Here is an 18,088-nt window from a genome sequence, read left to right as displayed (position 1 = left end):
GGGTACAGGCGCATTATGCCTAGTGCTGTTGCGCAAGACACTCGTGCAATGCGTCTTGCCACTGCGGCTGGCTGACGTGCCATTGCTGTTGCAGGCGAGTGCAATCCAGGCGCGAGTTCAGCGGGCGCTTGGCGGGAGTTGGGTAAGCAGTGGAAGGGATCGGCTCCAGTTCGGCGCAGGCTTTTCCCTCGGCCCGCAGCTGCGCGCCAATGGCCTTGGCAAAGCCGAACCATGAGGTTTCACCCTGGGCGGTGAGGTGGTAGACACCCCAAGCCCCGGCCTTGCCGGCTTGCCATTGCTCGATCAGCACACGGGTGCTGTTGGCGATGGTCCCGGCCCAGGTCGGCGCACCGATCTGGTCGGCGACGATACGCATCTGCGGTTTTTCCTGCAGCAGGCGTTGCATGGTCAGCAGGAAATTCTTGCCATGGCTCGAATACACCCAGCTGGTGCGCAAAATCAGGTGCTCGCCGCCTACAGCTGCAATCGCCTGCTCACCCGCCAGCTTGCTCTGGCCGTAGACACCCAAGGGGTTTGGCGTGTCGTTTTCGGTGTACGGGGCGGGTTTAGTGCCATCGAACACATAGTCGGTCGAGTAGTGAATCAGCGGGATGCTCAACGCCTTGGCTTCCTCGGCGAGGATGCCGGGGGCGATGGCGTTGATGGCGAAAGCTGCGTCTGGTTCGCTCTCGGCCAGATCGACGGCGGTGTGGGCTGCCGCATTGATGATCAAACCGGGGCGATGGGCGCGCACTTGCTTGCGGATCAGGTCAGCGTCAGCCAGGTCAAGCTGGTCGCGGCCCAGGACGATGAGTTCGCCCAGGCCTTGGAGCCGCTGTTGCAGCTCCTGGGAGACTTGGCCGTGTTGGCCGGTAATGAGGATTTTCAGGGGCGCTGTCACGGGAACAGGTCTGCGTCTTTCAGGCTTTTGCCGTTTTGATCCTTGGCGGACAAGGTCGGTGGACCCTTGAGTTGCCAATCTATATTCAGATCAGGGTCGTCCCAACGAATGCAACGTTCCGCAGAGGGTGTGTAGTAATCCGTGGTCTTGTAGAGGAACTCAGCGTAGTCGCTGAGCACCAGAAAACCGTGGGCAAAGCCCGGTGGAATCCACAGTTGGCGGTTATTTTCGGCAGACAGGCGCACGCTCGCCCATTTGCCGAACTGAGGCGAACTGCGGCGGATATCCACCGCCACGTCCAATACTTCGCCGGCAGTTACGCGCACCAGTTTCCCCTGGGCGTGTTCTACCTGGTAGTGCAGGCCTCGCAGCACGCCTTTTTGCGAGCGTGAATGGTTGTCCTGCACGAACTGCAGTTGCAGGCCGCTGGCCTGGGCAAAATCCCGTGCGTTAAAGCTCTCGTAGAAAAAACCGCGTTCATCGCCAAATACCTTCGGCTCGATGACCAATACGCCGGGCAGCTCAGTAGCGCTCACATTCATTTACGGTTCCCAGCAAGAGTGTACAAATACTGACCATAGCCGGTTTTGCCGAAGTATTTGGCCCGTTCGAGCAAATAGTCACGAGTGATCCAGCCGTTCTCGTAGGCGATCTCTTCAAGGCAAGCTACTTTCAGGCCTTGGCGATGCTCGATGGTCTGTACGTAAGTCGAGGCTTCCAAGAGGCTGTCATGGGTGCCCGTGTCGAGCCAGGCGAAACCACGGCCGAACCGCTCCACGTGCAGGTCGCCGCGCTGGAGGTAGGCATTGTTGACGTCGGTGATTTCCAACTCCCCGCGTGGCGATGGCTTGACCGCCTTGGCAATCTTGATCACGTCGTTGTCGTAGAAATACAAACCGGTCACGGCATAGCTGGATTTAGGCTTTGCCGGCTTTTCTTCGATCGACAGGGCGCGGCCTTCATTGTCGAAATCGATCACGCCGAAACGCTCCGGGTCTTTGACCCAGTAACCGAACACCGTGGCGCCCGACGGACGGTGAGCTGCGTTGCGCAGTTGTTCGCCGAAATGCTGGCCATGGAAGATGTTGTCTCCCAGGATCAGGCATACAGGGTCGTCGCCGATGAACTCTTCACCAATGATGAACGCCTGGGCAAGGCCATCCGGCGAAGGCTGCTCTGCATAGCTGAAGCGCACGCCGAACTGGCTACCATCGCCCAACAGGTTGCGGTATTGCGGCAAGTCAGCGGGAGTGGAGATCACCAGGATGTCCTTGATCCCCGCCAGCATCAGCACCGAGATCGGGTAGTAGATCATCGGTTTGTCATACACCGGCAACAGCTGTTTGGACACGCCCAGGGTAATAGGGTGCAAACGGGTGCCGGAACCGCCGGCCAATACAATGCCCTTCATCATGCGATCAGATCCTTCGCGTCAGTATTGCCCAGTCGCTCACCTTGATAACTGCCGTCTTGGACCCTGCGGCACCATTCCAGGTTGTCGAGGTACCACTGCACGGTTTTACGCAGGCCGGTCTCAAAGGTTTCTTCCGGGACCCAACCCAGTTCGCGTTCGATTTTGCTGGCGTCGATGGCGTAGCGTTGGTCGTGGCCTGGACGATCCTTGACGAAGGTGATCAGGTCAGCGAATTTTTCCACGCCGGCTGGGCGTTGCGGTGCCAGCTCTTCCAACAGGCCGCAGATGCTCCGCACCACGTCGATGTTCTTCTGTTCGTTGTGGCCGCCGATGTTGTAGGTCTCGCCTACAACCCCAGTGGTCACTACTTTGAGCAGCGCACGAGCGTGATCTTCGACGAACAGCCAGTCGCGTACCTGCAAACCATCGCCATACACCGGCAGTGGCTTGCCCGCGAGGGCGTTGAGAATAACCAGTGGGATCAACTTTTCGGGGAAGTGGAACGGCCCGTAGTTGTTCGAGCAGTTGGTCAGCAGCACCGGCAAGCCATAGGTGCGCTGCCAGGCGCGGACCAGATGGTCGGATGCCGCTTTGCTCGCGGAATACGGCGAGCTGGGGGCGTAAGGCGTGGTTTCAGTGAAGAGGTCGTCCACGCCGTGCAGGTCGCCATACACCTCGTCAGTGGAGATGTGGTGGAAACGGAATGCGCTTTTCGCCGGTTCGGCCAGCTTCTGCCAATAGGCTCGCGTGGCTTCCAGCAGGCTATAGGTGCCGACAATGTTGGTCTGGATAAAATCCGACGGACCGTCAATGGAACGGTCGACATGGGACTCAGCCGCCAAGTGCATGATCGCATCGGGCTTGAAGCGTGCGAGCAAGGCGCTGACGGCGGCCTGGTCGATGATATCGGCCTGGACGAACTCATAGCGGCTGTTGGACGCGATGCTGGTCAGCGACTCAAGGTTGCCGGCGTAAGTCAGCTTGTCCAGGTTGAGCACTTCGTGCTCAGTGTGTTGAATCAGGTGGCGGATCAGGGCGGAGCCAATAAATCCGGCACCGCCGGTGATGAGAATGCGCATGTCGAGGGCCTTTTCCTTAGACGGACATTAAGCGAAAGAAGCATAGCTTGAGTTGTGAATCGGGCCGGCGCAAGCACCGCGAGCAGAAGGGGATGATTAACGCCCCTTAACAATGCCGATGTAGACGCCTGAAAAAACAAAGATCGTCACAATGTCGTTAGCCACGTTGACCCACCGTGCCAGTTTACCTGGCCCACGAGTGAGCCCCGATCAGGCGGTATACCTGCTCGAGCGGCACTGTGGACAGCGCCTGTGGCCGGTTTGTTCTGAAAATCTGCCGCGATGACCGGGCTGTGGTTCGGCTCTAGGGCTCGCATGCTGCCCTTAATAGTTGGAACACGCAAAGCTGCTGGTTGAACCTCGGCAAGTTATCGATTGTTATCGGCTATTTTGCGGTGTTTTTAGCTGCAGGCCTGCATAGATGCTTTTAAAGTCGATTTTTATCCGTTATAAAGTCGCCCTTCACCCCATTCGGAGTCTTGATCGCCATGACCACTTTGCACAGCACACCTCGCGCCGATGGCTTTCATATGCCTGCCGAATGGGCGCCCCAGACCCAAGCCTGGATGATCTGGCCCGAGCGCCCGGACAACTGGCGCCTGGGCGGTAAGCCGGCGCAGGCAGCCCATGTGGCCGTGGCCAAGGCCATCGCACGCTTTGAGCCGGTGACCGTGGCGGTTTCCGCCGGCCAGTACGAGAACGCCCGTGCCCGCCTCGATGTGCCCAATATCCGCCTGGTGGAAATGTCCAGCGACGATGCCTGGGTCCGCGATACCGGCCCGACTTTCCTGATCAACGGCAGTGGCGAAGTGCGCGGTGTGAATTGGGATTTCAATGCCTGGGGTGGTTTTGACGGCGGTCTGTATTCGCCGTGGAACCGTGATTCCCAGGTGGGCGGCAAGATCCTGGAGATCGAGCGCGCGCCGCGTTACCGCACCAAAGGCTTCGTGCTCGAAGGCGGTTCGATTCATGTCGATGGCGAAGGGACCTTGATCACCACCGAAGAATGCCTGTTGAACCGCAATCGCAACCCGCATCTTGATCGTTCAGCCATCGAGGCAGTGCTCAGTGACTGCCTGGCGGTGGATAAGATCATCTGGTTGCCGGATGGCCTGTTCAATGACGAAACCGACGGCCATGTGGATAACTTCTGCTGCTACGTACGCCCGGGTGAAGTGTTGCTGGCCTGGACCGATGACCCGCAAGACCCGAACTACGCACGCTGCCAGGCTGCCATGGACGTGCTGCAACGCAGCACCGACGCCAAGGGTCGCTCTTTCATCGTGCATAAAATGCCGATCCCGGGGCCGCTGTATGCCACTGAGGAAGAGTGCGCCGGTGTCGACCCGGTGGACGGTAGCCAGGAACGTAATCCGAGCGTGCGGTTGGCCGGTTCCTACGTCAACTTCCTGATCGTCAATGGCGGCATCATCGCGCCGAGTTTCGACGACCCGCTGGACAACCAGGCCAAGCAAATCCTGCAGAGCCTGTTCCCGCAGCACGAAGTGGTGATGGTGCCGGGCCGCGAACTGTTACTGGGTGGTGGCAATATCCATTGCCTGACCCAACAGCAGCCAGCCCCGTACAGAAATTGAGTGCTGTTGTAACAGCGCCTTGATGGCGAGCGACCACTGTGCGATTGCAGTGTTCCCGGCAAGCCCGCGGCCCAACCAGGTCGCGGGCTTTTTTATACCTGAATGCCAATGAACAGTAGGAATTGGCATAGCTCTTGTATCGCTGTCGTAACAGTGGCCCAAGGTGATGACTGCGCAGTTCTGTCACAAACCTTGAGTAAGTTAGCCGCTCATGCAGCAGGAGAGAGCGCTGAAATGAATGCCGATATCAACCTGATGAACACGCGCACGTTCCACCCTGTGCGGGTCAACGGTGACGCGCTCCATGCGCTGGCGCGCTGGTTGAAGGTGAACGGCTCACGACAGATCAGGCAAACGCCTGACTGGCGCAGCGTGATGAGTGAACGCTACCCGGTGGGGTTGTTCACGGAGGATGAGGTGCGCGCACTGTGTGAACTAATGAGAAACTAGAAATTATGCAGATCTAAAAAATGTGGGAGCGGGCTTGCTCCCACATTTGAGCTGTGCTGAATATTAGAAACTGTAAGTACCTGTGACGACCACGCTACGCGGCTCTCCCGGCTGGATCTGCGCCGCGCTGGTCGCCGAGGCATAGTAGTTTTTGTCGGCGATGTTGTTCAGCGCCGCGCTGACGTCCCATTCCTTCTGACGGAACCCGGCCAGTGCGTCCCAGCGGCCATAGCCCGCAAGCACCACGGTGTTGAGGTTGTCGGCGTAACGATCGCCGACCAGGGTCAAACCGGTTTCCGCATACCAACCCATCTCAGGCTTCCAGGTGATGAACAGGCTGGCATTGCGCTTGGCCACATCGCTGATCCGTTTGCCTTCAAAGCCATTGTTGTCCTTCTCGACCTTGGCGTCCTGCACGCCCACGCCGCCGCGTACGTACCAGTTGTCGACGATCTTGCCCGTGACGGTCAGCTCCACACCGCGTGACCGTTGCTCGCCGGTGAGCAGGGTAATGGTGCGGTCCAGCGGGTCGCTGGTACGGCGGTTGTAGAGTTCCAACTCGTAGATGGCCAGGGTGGTGCTCAGGCGGTCGTCGAGCCAGTCGCTCTTCACGCCGATTTCCTTTTGCTTGGTCAGCTCTGGGCTCAGGTCGTTGACGCTGCCGGCCGCATTCGGCGTGATGCCAATCAGGCCACCGCCTGCTGGTGTGAAGGTCTTGCTCCATGAGGCATAGAACGAATGGTGCTCCAGGGGCGTCCACACCAGGCCCACCCGCGGGCTGGTGCTGTGGCTCTTCACGTCCTGTTGGGTGTTGAGCAGCTTGCTGGTGGTGTCCACCTCGAAGCGGTCGTAACGCAGCCCGCCGAGGAGTTGCCACTGGTCATTCAGGCGCAGTTGATCCTGCACGTACAGGGCGCGACTTTCGACTTCGGTGTGGTTGTTGCTCGACAGTCGCATGCTCCCGGTATGGCTCAGGCGGCGATTGGGTTGGTTGAGGTCCAGGCTCGGCACAGTCTTGCCATCCCGAGCCGAGTACAGCTTCGGATCGCGGCGCTGGCTACCCAGTTCAATACCGGTGAGCAGGCGGTGCTCCAGGCCGAACGTATCAAAACCACCTTCCAACTCAAGGTTGTTGAACACATTGCGGGTGGTCAGGTCCTGTTGCCAGTGTTGGCGGCTGACGGTGTTGGTTTTCGGGTCGTAGCCGGTCTGGTAGGTATTGTCGAAATCGCTGTCGAGCTTGAACACGCCGAGGGTGTGGCGCAGTTGCCAGTTGGCATTGAGCTCGTAGGCGAGTTTGGAGCGCAGGGACTGCGATTTATCGTCGATGTAATCGCCGCTATCAAAATAGGTCGTGCTGCGACTCACATCTGCCGGACGGCCGTTGACCCCGGGAATACCACGGTCCGGCGTGCGGTTGTAGCGGCTGTACTCGTATTGCACCAGCCAGTTCAGCTCAGGGGTGATCTGCCAGCTCATCGAAGGTGCAAACAACTGGCGGTTGCCACTCACGCCGTCGCGGAAGCTGTTGTTGTCCTGGTTGCCCATGTTCAGGCGCAGGCTGAGGGTGTCGGTCGGGTCGGTGCTCAGGTCGGCATACAGGCTGCGCAGATCATTGCTGCCGCCTTGGGCTTCGATGCTCGACTTCTGGCCCGGCGTGGGCAATTTGCTCACGCGGTTGACGATCCCGCCCTGGCCGCCTCGCCCATAGAGCACCGCAGCCGGCCCCTTGAGCACTTCGATGCGTTCGATGTTATGCAGGTCGCGCACGTACTGGCTGTCGTCGCGAATGCCATCCAGGTAGAAGTCATTGCTCGCATCGAAACCGCGTATGCGCAGGCTGTCGAAACGCGTGTCGGCGCCGCTGCTGACGTTGGGGATGCCGCTTAGCGCCTGGCCCAGGTCGTTGGTGCCGTAGGAGCGCAGGCTTTCGGTTTTCACCGAATCGATCGCCTGGGGCACATAGCGTACGGAGGTCGCGGTGCGCGTAGCGGTATTGGTCTCCCTGACCCGTGGGTCGTCTTCGTCAGCTTCGGCGCGGATCGAGGTTTCGGGCAACACCGTCACCGCGCAGGCAAAACTGGTAGACAGCAAAACAGAGAACCCAAGAGAGATGGGCGTCAGGCGAGGGGCAAGCATGGGGAGTGTATCCAACTGGTTTGGCAGGAAATTTCGCAAATGGTAATGCTTTGCATTTGCGCGTGTTATGTATTCCCTAAGATGTCGCTTGTTAGATTTGTTACTTAATGTGTTTTCAAGGGTGGGAGGGGAGATTAAAGGCTTCTCATCGCAGCGCTTTAGAGCGCTGCTTAGACGAATATCGCCTAAATACAGACGATTCACGAAATTGACACTTAGTTCAATGCACGCATAGGATTGCGCCCAACGCCTGTGGCTCACCGCCATGACTCATCCAATAAAAAAAGGCCCGCGGCAGTTCAGTCGTCCGCGGGCCTTCTTTTAGCTGGAAAAGTCGACACCAGAAAAGCAGCACGGAGCCTGGTGTCACAGCGCGTACTCAACCAGTAATAAGGAATATAAGAAAATGTTGAAGCAACGGATGAGTCTGATCGCTCTGGGGATTTTGAGCGCATCGGCAGCAATGGCAAACGACCAGGAGCAATCCAAGGGTTTCGTTGAAGACAGCCACCTGAACATCGCCGCACGTAACGCCTACATCAGCCGTGACTACAAAAACGGCAAGCAGGACAAAGCCGAATGGGGCCAAGGCTTCATCGGCAAGTTCGAGTCCGGCTTCACCCAAGGCACCGTTGGTGTGGGTGTGGATGTGATCGGGCAATACGCTATCCGCCTTGACGGCGGTAAAGGTCGCAGCGGCGCTGGCGGTATCGATTTCTTCAAGCAAGGTGACAGTGGCGAAGCCGCCAACGACTTGGCCAAAGGCGGCGCAGCCGTCAAGGCGCGTATCTCCAACACCGTGATCAAATACGGTCAGCAGATGCCAGCCGTGCCGGTCCTGCAATACGACAACTCGCGCCTGCTGTCGGAAACCTACGAGGGTACCTCGATCGTTTCCAAAGAGATCGCCGGCCTGCAACTGGACGCCGGTCACTTCACCAAGGAAGCTCGCAAGAGCGCCGAGGGCAGCGACAGCGGCCGCTTGAAAAGCATCAACTACATCGGTGGTAGCTACAAATTCACCGAAAGCCTGTCGGCTGCCCTGTACGCCTCCGACATGCAGGACGTGCTGAAGAAGCAATACGTCAACGTCAACTACGTGCTGGCCCTGCCAGAACAACAGTCGCTGACATTTGACTTCAACGGCTATAAAACCAAGCTCGACCGCAGCTTCGCCCTGGAAAACCAAGGTGATGCCGACGCTCGCGACAACAAGATCTGGAGCCTGGGCGCCACGTGGGCTGTTGGCCCGCACAGCTTCACCATCGCTCACCAGCGCAGCACCGGTGACACCGGCTACCTGTACGGCGGCTACCGCAACGCTGGCGGCATCGGCGACGGCGGCAATACCATCTTGCTGGCCAACTCCTACTGGTCCGACTTCAACGGTAAGGACGAGCGCTCCTGGCAAGCAGGTTACGGCATCGACTTCGCCACCTTCGGCGTACCGGGCCTGACCTACAACATTGCCTACGTGCGTGGTACCAACATCGACGACGGCACCGGCCGTGGCGATGGCACCGAGCGTGAAATCTGGAACCAGTTCAAGTATGTGGTACAGAGCGGCCCAGCCAAAGACCTGAGCCTGCGTGCTCGCGCTTCGTGGTTGCGCGTTTCCAACAACGCCAGCAACTACAACGTAGGCGGTAACGAAATCCGTCTGTTCGCCGACTACCCGATCAACGTTTTCTAATTGATCGAGCGTCGCGCCTGATCCCAGGCAATAAAAAACCCCGACTGGTTCGGGGTTTTTTTATGCCTGGCGGCGGCATTGAATGTCAGGCCTTGACCGGTGCGAGCTTCTTGCAGTTTTCCTTGCGAGTCGGATATTGCTCGCACTTGCGCAGCACGGTTTGCACCTGCTGTGCATTCTGCAGTTGCTGGTTGGCCAACAGCTTTTCGGTGATGAACAGTTCTTCCGAGCCCAGATTGCGTTCGGCCTTGTCGATCATCGCCAGTGCCGATTGCCCGTCACCCCGCTTGAGGTGGTAGCTGATCATCAAGTCATAGGTGGACGGGCCGGCCAGGGACCAGTCCTTGATCGCCTGCAACTCTTTCAGCGCTTCGCTGTTTTTGCCCTGGGCCAGGCGCACGGTATAGGCCGTGCGTCGAATGCTCGGCTGGTCCTTGACCGGCGACGCCAGGGCCTTGCGGATAAACCTTTCGGCGTCCGGCACTTTGTTTTTCTCCAGGGCATCGATTGCGAAGTACGCGTCTTTATAGCCCTGCAAGGCCTTCGCCACTTGGGGTGTGTTCTTCATTTTCGACCAGCTTTGCGGGTTGACCCGGGCGCGGCGTTCCTGGCGATATTCGCGTTGCAAGTACTGGCGCAGCTCGGTATCGCGGTCCATGGCCGACATATGCGAGCGGTTGAAGTACTGCGTGGTCGCGGTGATGCCGGTGGTCAGACCGTCCTTGACCAGCACGTCCAGCTCTTTGGTGAACTGGTTGAGATTGAACTGCTGCAGAGAATCCTGCATGGCATTCTTGCGCGCCGTGAGGAACCCCGTGAGCAATGGTTTCTGCTTGCCCTGGAAGTCGTTGAGTCGCTCCAGGCTATGGGTAGCGGCACGTGGGGCGTAACCGGCGCGGATCATCAAGTCGGTGCCGAGCAGGTCGGCCTGGTCTTCCTGGCTGCGGCCCCAGGCGGTGCTCCACACCTGGTCGGAAAATGTATTGGCCAGCGCGGTGTACAGCACTGTATTACCGATGGTCTTTTGGGTACCTGCCGGGTCTTTGCTGAACAGCTTCATCGTCCCGGAACTGCGGTCGACACCAGTATCGGCAGCCATGGTGGCCAAGGCGACCGTGGAGGCGACAGTGGTAAACATGTCTTTCTGCTGCTGGAAGGCGGCCATGCGGTCATGGTGATGCAGCAGCACATGGCTCATTTCGTGGCCAAGCATCGCGGCGATTTCGTCTTCGCTGGCAACGTTATCCAGCATGCCCAGCGGCACGAACAGGTTGCCGTAAGGGTCCGCCGAAGGTCCGAAGCCATAACTGTCGGTGATCTTCACCTGCAGCGGCGGCAACTCCCCCGGCCAGCCCTTGGACAAGCGCGTGACAATGCCTTGCAAGTAGCCTTGCAGCATCGGGATATCCACCAGGTTCTGCTGGCGCGCCTCGGCAGCCGGCACCGCTCGCCCGTCATAGCTCAGGCGCTGCTGGCTCTGGCGCTGTGGGTCGAGCTTGTAGTACTGGCGCACGTCGGTGTTGTCCACGTAGTGGCCCTGGACCCGGGATTGGGTCGAGGGTCCCACCAAGTTCAGGAATGCCTGGTCCGCGCCCTTCAAGGTGGCGCAACCACTGAGCACCGAACTGGCCAATAAGCTGGCTGCCACTAGATATCCCTTCACCGTAACGCTCCTTTTATTGATTGCAACCGGCACCAAAACCAATGGTGGAATTGTTGCGGCTGTCCTTGGCCTGGCTTTTGGTCAGGCCCTGGCAGGGCAGGTCGACGACGTTCAGCGGCGGTTCGATGCGCAAGTCCATGGTGTCCAGCCAGACCTTCTGGCCTGCCAGCTCTACCTGCACCAAGTCCAGTGCCTGGTTGTATTGCAACACCGGCACGGGCTGGGTGGGCGCATCCTTTTTCGCCAACTCACGCTGTTGCTTGCCCTGCTCGTCGAGCACCGTCACCGGGTCGGCGAGAAACGCCTGGATATTGTGGGTTTGCGCCCAGGCGCCCTGGGTGAAGAGGGCGGCGAGCAAGACGATGAGGCTTCTGTTCATCCTTGGGTTCCTTGAGTCAAATGGTAAAGCGGCACACTCAGCGATCGCGGTCGAAGAAGGCTTCGATCCGCTCGCTGAACAACACCAACGACAGCAATACAATGCCCAGCACGTTGACCGGGGTGATGTCATTTAGGCTCAGCAGCACGCTGACCGCGGCCAGCATCGACATCACCAACAGCCACGACGGGCACGGCGAGGTAAAAAACCAGATTTCCTGGCGCCGCCAGCGGCTCCAGGTGCGATGGCCCGCCAGGCGTCGTGCGTGCAAAGCCTTGAGCACGGCGATCAACGCCAGCAGCGCGAGCTCCAGCAGGTCCAGCCAGTTGAACGGCAGGTGGGGGAAGTTGGCCGGTTCATGGTCGTAGTCCATGCCTGCATTGATCAGGTTATCCAGGGCCATGGCGTGCAGGTAAACGCCGGGGAGCTGGCCGTGTACTGGCGACTCCACCAGGTCTCCCGTGGACGCGATATTGGCGCCCACCAGCACCAGCCGGTCGCGCAGCAACTCGGCGATCAAGGCTTGGTCGTTGGGGTCGCTGACCTCCAGGTCACTGGCCGATAACGTCAGCGTATAAGGGCATCGCGCCTGGGCCGAGTCGTCGAGCTTCCAGAACACCGCCTGGAACAACTGCGCCACCCCGTCCAGCAAAAAATGCCGCGGCGCTGCGCAGTGGCGAATATCGGCAATACGCGCCTGTTCCGCTGCCAGCTTCAGCCCCCATTGCACCGCGATGGGCTGGCGCTGCGCAGCGCTTTGCGCATTCACCGGCGGCGGCTGGCAATCTTGCGTGGCACAGAACACCCGGTACAGCGCCAAGGCGGGGGTTTCCATCAGCCCGGCCTGTGTTTGCTTGGCCAGTGGGTACTTGTCGTCCACCCCTTCCCACACCACCAGAGCTGGCCGGCTGACCTGCATAAAAGGCGCCAGCGTATTAGCCTGGCCCGCCTCCGCACGCGTCAACCCGGTATTGGCCAACCACAGCGGGATGCCCTGGCGCTGATAACGCTCAAACACATTCGCCAGCAACTGACTGCCCCGCGCTGGGTCGCCCAACGAGTGGTCATGGCTGTACAGCAAATCCACAAACACAGCCCGCGGCTTGTACGCCAGCAGACGCTTGAACAACTTGCTCTGCTCGCCGTAGGGCATTGGCCAGGCGGTGTCGTTGCGCATCAGGTAGGCATCATCAATCAACACCACCGCCACCCGCTGCTGCCCAAGGCTCGGGTAGTGGCTGGCGAACATACGATTGAGCCACTGCGCCGACGCCTTGTCGCTGGAACTGGCCAGGCCGAAAGGATCAAGAATCGCCAGCAACACGATGATGACCGCCAGCCAATAGCGGCGGTATTTGAACAGCGGGGGGTTGGACAACATCCATGTCTCGATAAAAGCGCAAGCAAGGCGGGGGTTTTAACGGAGTGGGGAGGGGGTGTCAATTGGAAAAGTGGCTAAGTGCCATAGGCTTTCATACGCGTGGGTCGCCAATCGCAAAAAAGCCCCGACCTATTCAGGCCAGGGCTTTCCTCTGTGGGAGCCGGGCTTGCCCGCGATGACGTCAGCCCGCGCACCACACGACTTCTTTATTGCTCAACATGCCCAGGCGACTCCAACACCTTCACCACATCATCAATCACGCCTTGCTCATCTCCTGCAAATAATGCGACGCCCAGGCATAGCGGTCCGTGTCCTTCGTCATTGCTGCGTCTTCTGTGAGCAACTGGGCTGAGAGAAAGCATCCGTTGTCTTGGCCACGCAGATCGTCGGTGGGTTGGACGGCCCCGCGAGGCTCCCGGATTGCAGTGTGTGGACAAAAAGAGGACGTGCGGAAACAACAAAGCCCCCACATTTCTGTGGAGGCTTCGTTTTGTATGGTGCCGGCACCAGGAGTCGAACCCGGGACCTACTGATTACAAGTCGGGCGTTATGCGTCGTGCCATCATTTGAATCAGTGTGCTGAAAAGCGCTTACGCGGCTGATTTATCTCGACTTAATGGAGATAAATCAGAGGGGCTAATGTGGGTGGATTTGGCACTGTGTAGCTACATAGTGTGTTCACACCGTGGCCCCGAACCACGGAGGCAGCACCATGAAATCCAAGATCACCCAGTCCCTCACCGAGCGGGCCCCCACCCCCGAAAAAGGTAAAAGCACGCTGTACGCCGACCCGGAGCTGAGGGGCTTCTACCTGATCGTGTCCCCCACGAAGCGCTCCTACTATGTGCAGTCTCAAGTCAACGGTAAGCAGGTCCGTGTGAAGCTGGGCGGCCACCCATCAATGGATGCCAAGAAGGCTAGGGACTTAGCTCGTTCCACGTTGGTGAATATGCGCAGTGGGACCAACCCTAATGAAGAAAAACGGAAAGCCCGTGCTCAAGGCATCACGCTGGCTGAAGCACTCAGTCTGCATCTTTCGGCGAAAGCGCTTTCGGTACGAACTCAAGAAGGCTATCGGTATAACTGTCATGAGTACCTTGCCGATTGGCTCGACAAACCATTGGCAGAAATTGGCGTAAATCGAACGGCAGTTCGAGAGCGCCATGTATCAATCACTGCCAAAAACGGATTAGCTACCGCCGACAGTGTTATGCGGGTATTTCGCGCTATCTATAACCGTGGCCTGCGTGAACACCCGGAGTTACCGTCAAATCCCACAGCAAACGTCGATTACCATGGAGCGCGTCGCCGCAAGGTGGACTCTAGTGCCGACCGATTGAAGGCGTGGGGTAAAAACGTTCTTACGTTGGAAAGTCCCATTCGGCGGGACGTACACCTTTTCATGATTTTGACTGGGATGCGGCGGACTTCAGTTTGTGAGGCGAAAGCTGAACAACTGTTGGCCAGCGGCTCTCTTCATGTACCTCGGCCAAAGGGAGGGGCTGCAAGGGCATTTGATTTGCCTTTGTCCAAGCCTCTGAGTGACTTGCTCGTCCACCGCACAACCATGAACGGAGTAACGCATCGACGTAGCCCATGGTTGTTTCCAGCTGATAGTCGCAGCGGCCATATTGCCGAGATTAAGCAAAAAGAGCTCGGCGACCTTACCGGTCATGCTTTACGACATACCTATGCAACGCTTGCATTAGAAGCCGGCGTGCCCATTGCAGAACTGCGCTTTTTGTTGAATCACAGCGCATCGAGTGGCGGAGTCACTATGGGCTATTTGCATCCGAGCCAGGATCACCTGCGGACGCTTCAAGAAAAGGCTACAGCCTACATTCTTGATGCTCTCGGTATGGTTTGGACGGCTGGCGAATGGCCGCCGATGCCCAAAAACTAGTCTCTGTGCTGTTTTAGGCAGTGTTCTCTGCGCGAGGTCATTTTGCCCAAGCGCTGAGTCTCTGCACGGTGTTCGAAGCGATATAGACGATTAGATTTCCGAATGAAACGTTGATGTTTTTCTGTGATTTCCTTTGGCATCATGTGACGTAATTGAGTTGCCTAAAGAGCAGCTTGAGGGCCATAGGCGATGACTAATGTGGCCCTAAGTGCCCCCGGTGGCCAGAATAGCCGGGCTCCTCCCCTGCTGACTGAGGGGGAATCAGTTCTAGTGTGCAGTGCACGGCAGTCAGGTCTCGTCCTCAGTAGCGCTTCGCGTTGAGGGCAATTGCACACCTGTGACTGGAGCCACCATGACTAGTATCGATACTGATCTCACGCCCGTAGAACTCACTGCATTTCTCTTACTACCTGATGATGCGCTGGCCACCTCGGAAGAGGCGGCCGCTTACCTGCGCCTCAAATGCAACACTCTCGCATGGTATCGCTGCAATGGCGGTGGCCCACCTTATGTCCGCGTCGGCTCGAAAGCTATTCGATACCGTATTGGCGACCTTCGCGAGTATGCAAAAGGACAGCCGATGAGTGACGGGGTACGTCGCTCTGCGCAAATGGCTATGGCTGCACGTACAGCTAAGTCGGGGGTGTGAACATGGGCGAAAATAAAAAGCTTTTACCAAGAGCTGATGACCTTGGCCCCTACATCCGGGCTGGACTTCAGTTGATTCCTCTCCGTAAGTGGGACTCTGTCGATACTAAGGGCCGCCCTCGTGGCAAGACTCCTCGAGATGGCGCCTGGCAAGCAAAGCAGTACGACTCCCTTGAAGTTCAAGCCATTGTGAAAAAGGTAGGTATCAATGCTGGTGTTCGCCTTCCGGCTGGAATCATGGTGCTGGACGTCGACCCCCGCAACTTCGGTGGCACTGACGATCCAGAGAACCTGGCTCAAGTCGATCGGCTGGCCGAACTCGTCAAAGACACTGGCTTGGACCTGTCTTCATCTCCCCACACAATTACCGGCTCAGGCGGCCACCATTATTGGTTCAAGAAGCCTGAAGACGTGACCTTGATGGACTCCCTCCAGGATTACCCTGGGATTGAGTTCAAGTCTCTCGGCCGTCAGGTAGTTGCTGCAGGCTCGGTTCACCCCGGGGGGCAGAAAGTAGTTGATCCTGCAAAGGCTAATCACTATCGGTGGAACGACTTGTCTCCGCCCCTGGAAGACATGCCGGACTTGCCAGATGCCTTGCTCTTCTTGATCCGCCGTCCTACTCGAGTACACGGGGATACTTTCGGGGGCGGTGAACTTACCCCAGAGATGCTTGCCGAGACCCTGGAACAGATTGACCCTGCGGACTACTCAGACGAGTCTGTCTGGCGGGACATCATGATGGCTTCGCACCATGCTACCCATGGGGAAGGCCGCCAAGAGTTCATTGATTGGTCCACCGGCGATTCGGAGTATGCGGATCATGGCTGGCTTATCGGCCGTCGCTGGGATTCTCTGCATATGGAGACCAGTCGAGGCGGACGACCTGTCACGGTGAAGTTCCTCCATAAGCTCATCCAGGAGGCAGGCTACGAGGTTGCTCGCACTCCGCCTGAAGACGATTTTGATGAGTGGGAAGAGCGCGAAAACCCAGGAGCAGGCGTTGACGATGAACTCCTGTGTCAGCCGCCTACGCTTGAAGGTAAAGACGCGGTTATTGAAGAGATGAATGCTAACCACTGTGTTGTATTCGATGGAGGAAAATTTCGCATCTTTACGGAAGAGTTCGATCCGGTATTGAAGCGCCGATTTTATCAGCGTTCAACGAAAGATGATTTTCAGAATTTTTATTGTAATAGCTTTGTTGAACAGGGTAACGATAGGCCGACAACTCGGGCCCAGTTTTGGCTTCGGAGTGCGAAGCGGCGTCAGTACAAGGGAGTGATCTTCGATCCAAGTAGGGACCATGACCGTTGGCTCAATCTTTGGAAAGGTTGGTCCGTGCAGGCAAAGAGTGCAAGCTGGTCATTATTACGTGAGCTTATCCGTGATGTACTGACAGACGGCGATGCTGAAGCATTTGAATACGTCCTTAACTGGATTGCTCATTTGGTACAACGTCCTGCGGAAGTCGCTGAGGTAGCAATCGCGTTCCGTGGAGCAAAAGGTACCGGTAAGGGGACTTTGGGGCGGGCTTTAGCAGACCTTGCCGGGCCCCATGGGCTTCCTATTTCCTCTCCCGAACACCTCGTTGGCCGCTTTAACTCTCACTTGCAGAACTGTGTTTTATTGTTCGCCGACGAGGCTTTTTGGGCTGGGGACAAGGCAGGCGAATCGAAGCTCAAGCAACTTGTGACCGAGCCGACGATCACTTATGAGGGAAAGGGTAGGGATGCGGTTGTGGGTAAGAACCTAATCCATATCATTATTGCATCAAATTCGGAATGGGTTGTTCCGGCGGGTATGGACGGAGAACGTAGGTTTGCTGCATTTGATGTTAACGAGCACCGCCGAGGGGATAAAGATTTCTTCTCCAATCTACGTCGTCAACTCTACGACGACGGTGGCCTGGCTGGTTTGCTGTATGACATGCAACGGAGGGATATTGCAGGGTGGCACCCACGAGACAACATTCCGCAAAACAGGGCATTAGCACAGCAAAAGCTCCAAGGGATGCAGAAGGATGCTTTGTGGTTTTGGTGGCATCGGGCTTTGGAGTCGGGAGAACTGCCCTATCAGATTGAGGGTTGTTGGCGCGAGGGGCCTGTTGAGGTAACCCCTAATGGAAAAGAGGCAATGATCTCCGCAATCAATGATCGTGGTCGTGAAATTAGGGGCATGAGCAACTATACCAAAACGCGGGTAGCTCAGTTCCTCCGCGAGGCGGGTGTAAATGTAGGACACCGTGATCGACAGGGGAGGGGCTGCTGGTTACTCCCTGAACTTGGCCAGGCGCGCGCTGCTTTTGCGCAGATGCTTGGTGATGATTTGAGTTGGGAAGACTGAGTAAGAGGTGCAGAAGGCTTTTTAAGTTTTTTAGCCTTTCTGCAACTTTTTCAGAATGCGTAGATTGTTGTTTTATAAAGTGTATATTGATATTTGTTGTTTTTCGGCTTTTTAGGACTGCTTCCTCCATAAATTAATAGGTTCTTATATTTTCTTCGCTGTCGATCTTGATGCTTGGTTGTGAAAAAGAATTTCTGATATTGTTTATTTGTTTTAAAAAAATTGAAAAGGTTGAAATATATAAATAAATTAGTGAGTTACGTTATCAGCTTTTGTTGTAGATTTTTTGAGTTTCTGAGTTTCTGAGTTTCTGAGAATCTGATGAATATCTTCACCCGTGGCCGATATTATTTTGGTGTCGACCCGTGCCATGTAGGAAGGAAGAATGCTCTCCGTCTACCCTGCCTCTCTTTACCTTCGCGCGCGAACTGAATATGCCCGCTGATCAACTGTCAGGGGGTAAGCAGTCCTTATGCCCATGGAATCAAAGCCAATAC

General features: G+C 57.2%; 14 protein-coding genes and 1 pseudogene. 6 read left to right on the top strand and 9 right to left on the bottom strand.

Annotated elements, in window-relative coordinates:
- Positions 1–19: 19 nt before the first annotated feature.
- From rfbD to rfbB, 4 genes are read right to left on the bottom strand one after another with little or no spacing between them, the layout of a single operon-like run.
- Positions 20–901: a dTDP-4-dehydrorhamnose reductase gene (rfbD, locus tag JFT66_RS18160; protein ID WP_034117254.1), complete on the bottom strand. Its 882-nt coding sequence runs from the start codon at positions 899–901 to the stop codon at positions 20–22.
- Entirely contained in the window at positions 898–1,443 is a 546-nt protein-coding gene (rfbC, locus tag JFT66_RS18155) for a dTDP-4-dehydrorhamnose 3,5-epimerase (RefSeq protein ID WP_034117255.1), read from the bottom strand. The genes rfbD and rfbC overlap by 4 nt, the downstream gene beginning before the upstream one ends.
- On the bottom strand, positions 1,440–2,315 hold the full coding sequence (gene rfbA, locus JFT66_RS18150; protein WP_034117256.1) for a glucose-1-phosphate thymidylyltransferase RfbA: 876 nt from the start codon (positions 2,313–2,315) through the stop codon (positions 1,440–1,442). The genes rfbC and rfbA overlap by 4 nt, the downstream gene beginning before the upstream one ends.
- Complete coding sequence (gene rfbB / locus JFT66_RS18145) at positions 2,312–3,394, bottom strand: dTDP-glucose 4,6-dehydratase (RefSeq protein ID WP_034117257.1); 1,083 nt, start codon at positions 3,392–3,394, stop codon at positions 2,312–2,314. Before rfbB ends, rfbA begins: the two co-directional genes overlap by 4 nt.
- A 488-nt stretch (positions 3,395–3,882) precedes the next feature.
- Between rfbB and aguA the strand changes: the two genes are divergently transcribed.
- The gene (gene aguA, locus JFT66_RS18140; protein WP_034117258.1) at positions 3,883–4,989 is read left to right on the top strand and encodes an agmatine deiminase; all 1,107 of its coding nucleotides are present in this window, start codon (positions 3,883–3,885) and stop codon (positions 4,987–4,989) included.
- 234 nt (positions 4,990–5,223) lie between these two features.
- Positions 5,224–5,439, top strand: a complete 216-nt coding sequence (locus tag JFT66_RS18135; protein ID WP_034117259.1) for a hypothetical protein — start codon at positions 5,224–5,226, stop codon at positions 5,437–5,439.
- A 63-nt stretch (positions 5,440–5,502) separates the two neighbouring features.
- On the opposite strand, the gene JFT66_RS18130 is transcribed toward JFT66_RS18135, so the two are convergent.
- On the bottom strand, positions 5,503–7,578 hold the full coding sequence (locus JFT66_RS18130; protein ID WP_198859805.1) for a TonB-dependent receptor: 2,076 nt from the start codon (positions 7,576–7,578) through the stop codon (positions 5,503–5,505).
- A 406-nt stretch (positions 7,579–7,984) separates the two neighbouring features.
- On the opposite strand from JFT66_RS18130, the gene JFT66_RS18125 reads away from it, so the two are divergent.
- Positions 7,985–9,271 (top strand): OprD family porin, encoded by a 1,287-nt coding sequence (locus JFT66_RS18125; RefSeq protein WP_034117261.1) that lies wholly within the window; start codon positions 7,985–7,987, stop codon positions 9,269–9,271.
- Between the two features lie 85 nt (positions 9,272–9,356).
- Here the strand turns inward: JFT66_RS18125 and JFT66_RS18120 are convergent, their stop codons facing one another.
- From JFT66_RS18120 to JFT66_RS29835, 4 genes and pseudogenes are all read right to left on the bottom strand, one after another.
- On the bottom strand, positions 9,357–10,934 hold the full coding sequence (locus JFT66_RS18120) for a M48 family metallopeptidase (RefSeq protein WP_034117262.1): 1,578 nt from the start codon (positions 10,932–10,934) through the stop codon (positions 9,357–9,359).
- A 13-nt stretch (positions 10,935–10,947) separates the two neighbouring features.
- On the bottom strand, positions 10,948–11,313 hold the full coding sequence (locus JFT66_RS18115) for a hypothetical protein (protein ID WP_034117263.1): 366 nt from the start codon (positions 11,311–11,313) through the stop codon (positions 10,948–10,950).
- Between the two features lie 37 nt (positions 11,314–11,350).
- Complete coding sequence (locus tag JFT66_RS18110; protein ID WP_198859804.1) at positions 11,351–12,694, bottom strand: CHASE2 domain-containing protein; 1,344 nt, start codon at positions 12,692–12,694, stop codon at positions 11,351–11,353.
- Positions 12,695–12,900: 206 nt separating this feature from the next.
- Positions 12,901–13,043 (bottom strand): annotated as a pseudogene (locus tag JFT66_RS29835) (DUF3077 domain-containing protein); the annotation flags it as partial.
- A gap of 363 nt (positions 13,044–13,406) precedes the next feature.
- Here JFT66_RS29835 and JFT66_RS18100 point away from each other — a divergent pair.
- From JFT66_RS18100 to JFT66_RS18090, 3 genes are all read left to right on the top strand, one after another.
- On the top strand, positions 13,407–14,597 hold the full coding sequence (locus JFT66_RS18100; protein ID WP_198859803.1) for an integrase arm-type DNA-binding domain-containing protein: 1,191 nt from the start codon (positions 13,407–13,409) through the stop codon (positions 14,595–14,597).
- A gap of 352 nt (positions 14,598–14,949) precedes the next feature.
- A complete protein-coding gene (locus tag JFT66_RS18095) occupies positions 14,950–15,246 on the top strand; it encodes a helix-turn-helix transcriptional regulator (RefSeq protein ID WP_198859802.1) in 297 nt (98 codons plus the stop codon).
- 2 nt (positions 15,247–15,248) lie between these two features.
- Entirely contained in the window at positions 15,249–17,591 is a 2,343-nt protein-coding gene (locus tag JFT66_RS18090) for a DUF5906 domain-containing protein (RefSeq protein WP_198859801.1), read from the top strand.
- Positions 17,592–18,088 lie beyond the last annotated feature (497 nt).

It is taken from the genome of Pseudomonas sp. MF6755, assembly GCF_016405635.1.
GTDB classification, from domain to species: domain Bacteria; phylum Pseudomonadota; class Gammaproteobacteria; order Pseudomonadales; family Pseudomonadaceae; genus Aquipseudomonas; species Aquipseudomonas haemolytica.
The sequence above is the reverse complement of the archived record's forward strand: the minus strand, read 5'-3'. Positions and strand labels throughout refer to the sequence as shown.

What these genes read in the sequence shown, in the direction of transcription:
- JFT66_RS18090 (WP_198859801.1), top strand. Translation starts at nt 15,249, where the DNA reads ATGGGCGAAAATAAAAAGCTTTTACCAAGAGCTGATGACCTTGGCCCC.
- JFT66_RS18110 (WP_198859804.1), bottom strand. Translation starts at nt 12,694, where the DNA reads ATGTTGTCCAACCCCCCGCTGTTCAAATACCGCCGCTATTGGCTGGCG.
- JFT66_RS18095 (WP_198859802.1), top strand. Translation starts at nt 14,950, where the DNA reads ATGACTAGTATCGATACTGATCTCACGCCCGTAGAACTCACTGCATTT.
- rfbC (WP_034117255.1), bottom strand. Translation starts at nt 1,443, where the DNA reads ATGAATGTGAGCGCTACTGAGCTGCCCGGCGTATTGGTCATCGAGCCG.
- JFT66_RS18135 (WP_034117259.1), top strand. Translation starts at nt 5,224, where the DNA reads ATGAATGCCGATATCAACCTGATGAACACGCGCACGTTCCACCCTGTG.
- JFT66_RS18100 (WP_198859803.1), top strand. Translation starts at nt 13,407, where the DNA reads ATGAAATCCAAGATCACCCAGTCCCTCACCGAGCGGGCCCCCACCCCC.
- rfbB (WP_034117257.1), bottom strand. Translation starts at nt 3,394, where the DNA reads ATGCGCATTCTCATCACCGGCGGTGCCGGATTTATTGGCTCCGCCCTG.
- JFT66_RS18130 (WP_198859805.1), bottom strand. Translation starts at nt 7,578, where the DNA reads ATGCTTGCCCCTCGCCTGACGCCCATCTCTCTTGGGTTCTCTGTTTTG.
- JFT66_RS18125 (WP_034117261.1), top strand. Translation starts at nt 7,985, where the DNA reads ATGTTGAAGCAACGGATGAGTCTGATCGCTCTGGGGATTTTGAGCGCA.
- aguA (WP_034117258.1), top strand. Translation starts at nt 3,883, where the DNA reads ATGACCACTTTGCACAGCACACCTCGCGCCGATGGCTTTCATATGCCT.
- JFT66_RS18115 (WP_034117263.1), bottom strand. Translation starts at nt 11,313, where the DNA reads ATGAACAGAAGCCTCATCGTCTTGCTCGCCGCCCTCTTCACCCAGGGC.
- rfbA (WP_034117256.1), bottom strand. Translation starts at nt 2,315, where the DNA reads ATGATGAAGGGCATTGTATTGGCCGGCGGTTCCGGCACCCGTTTGCAC.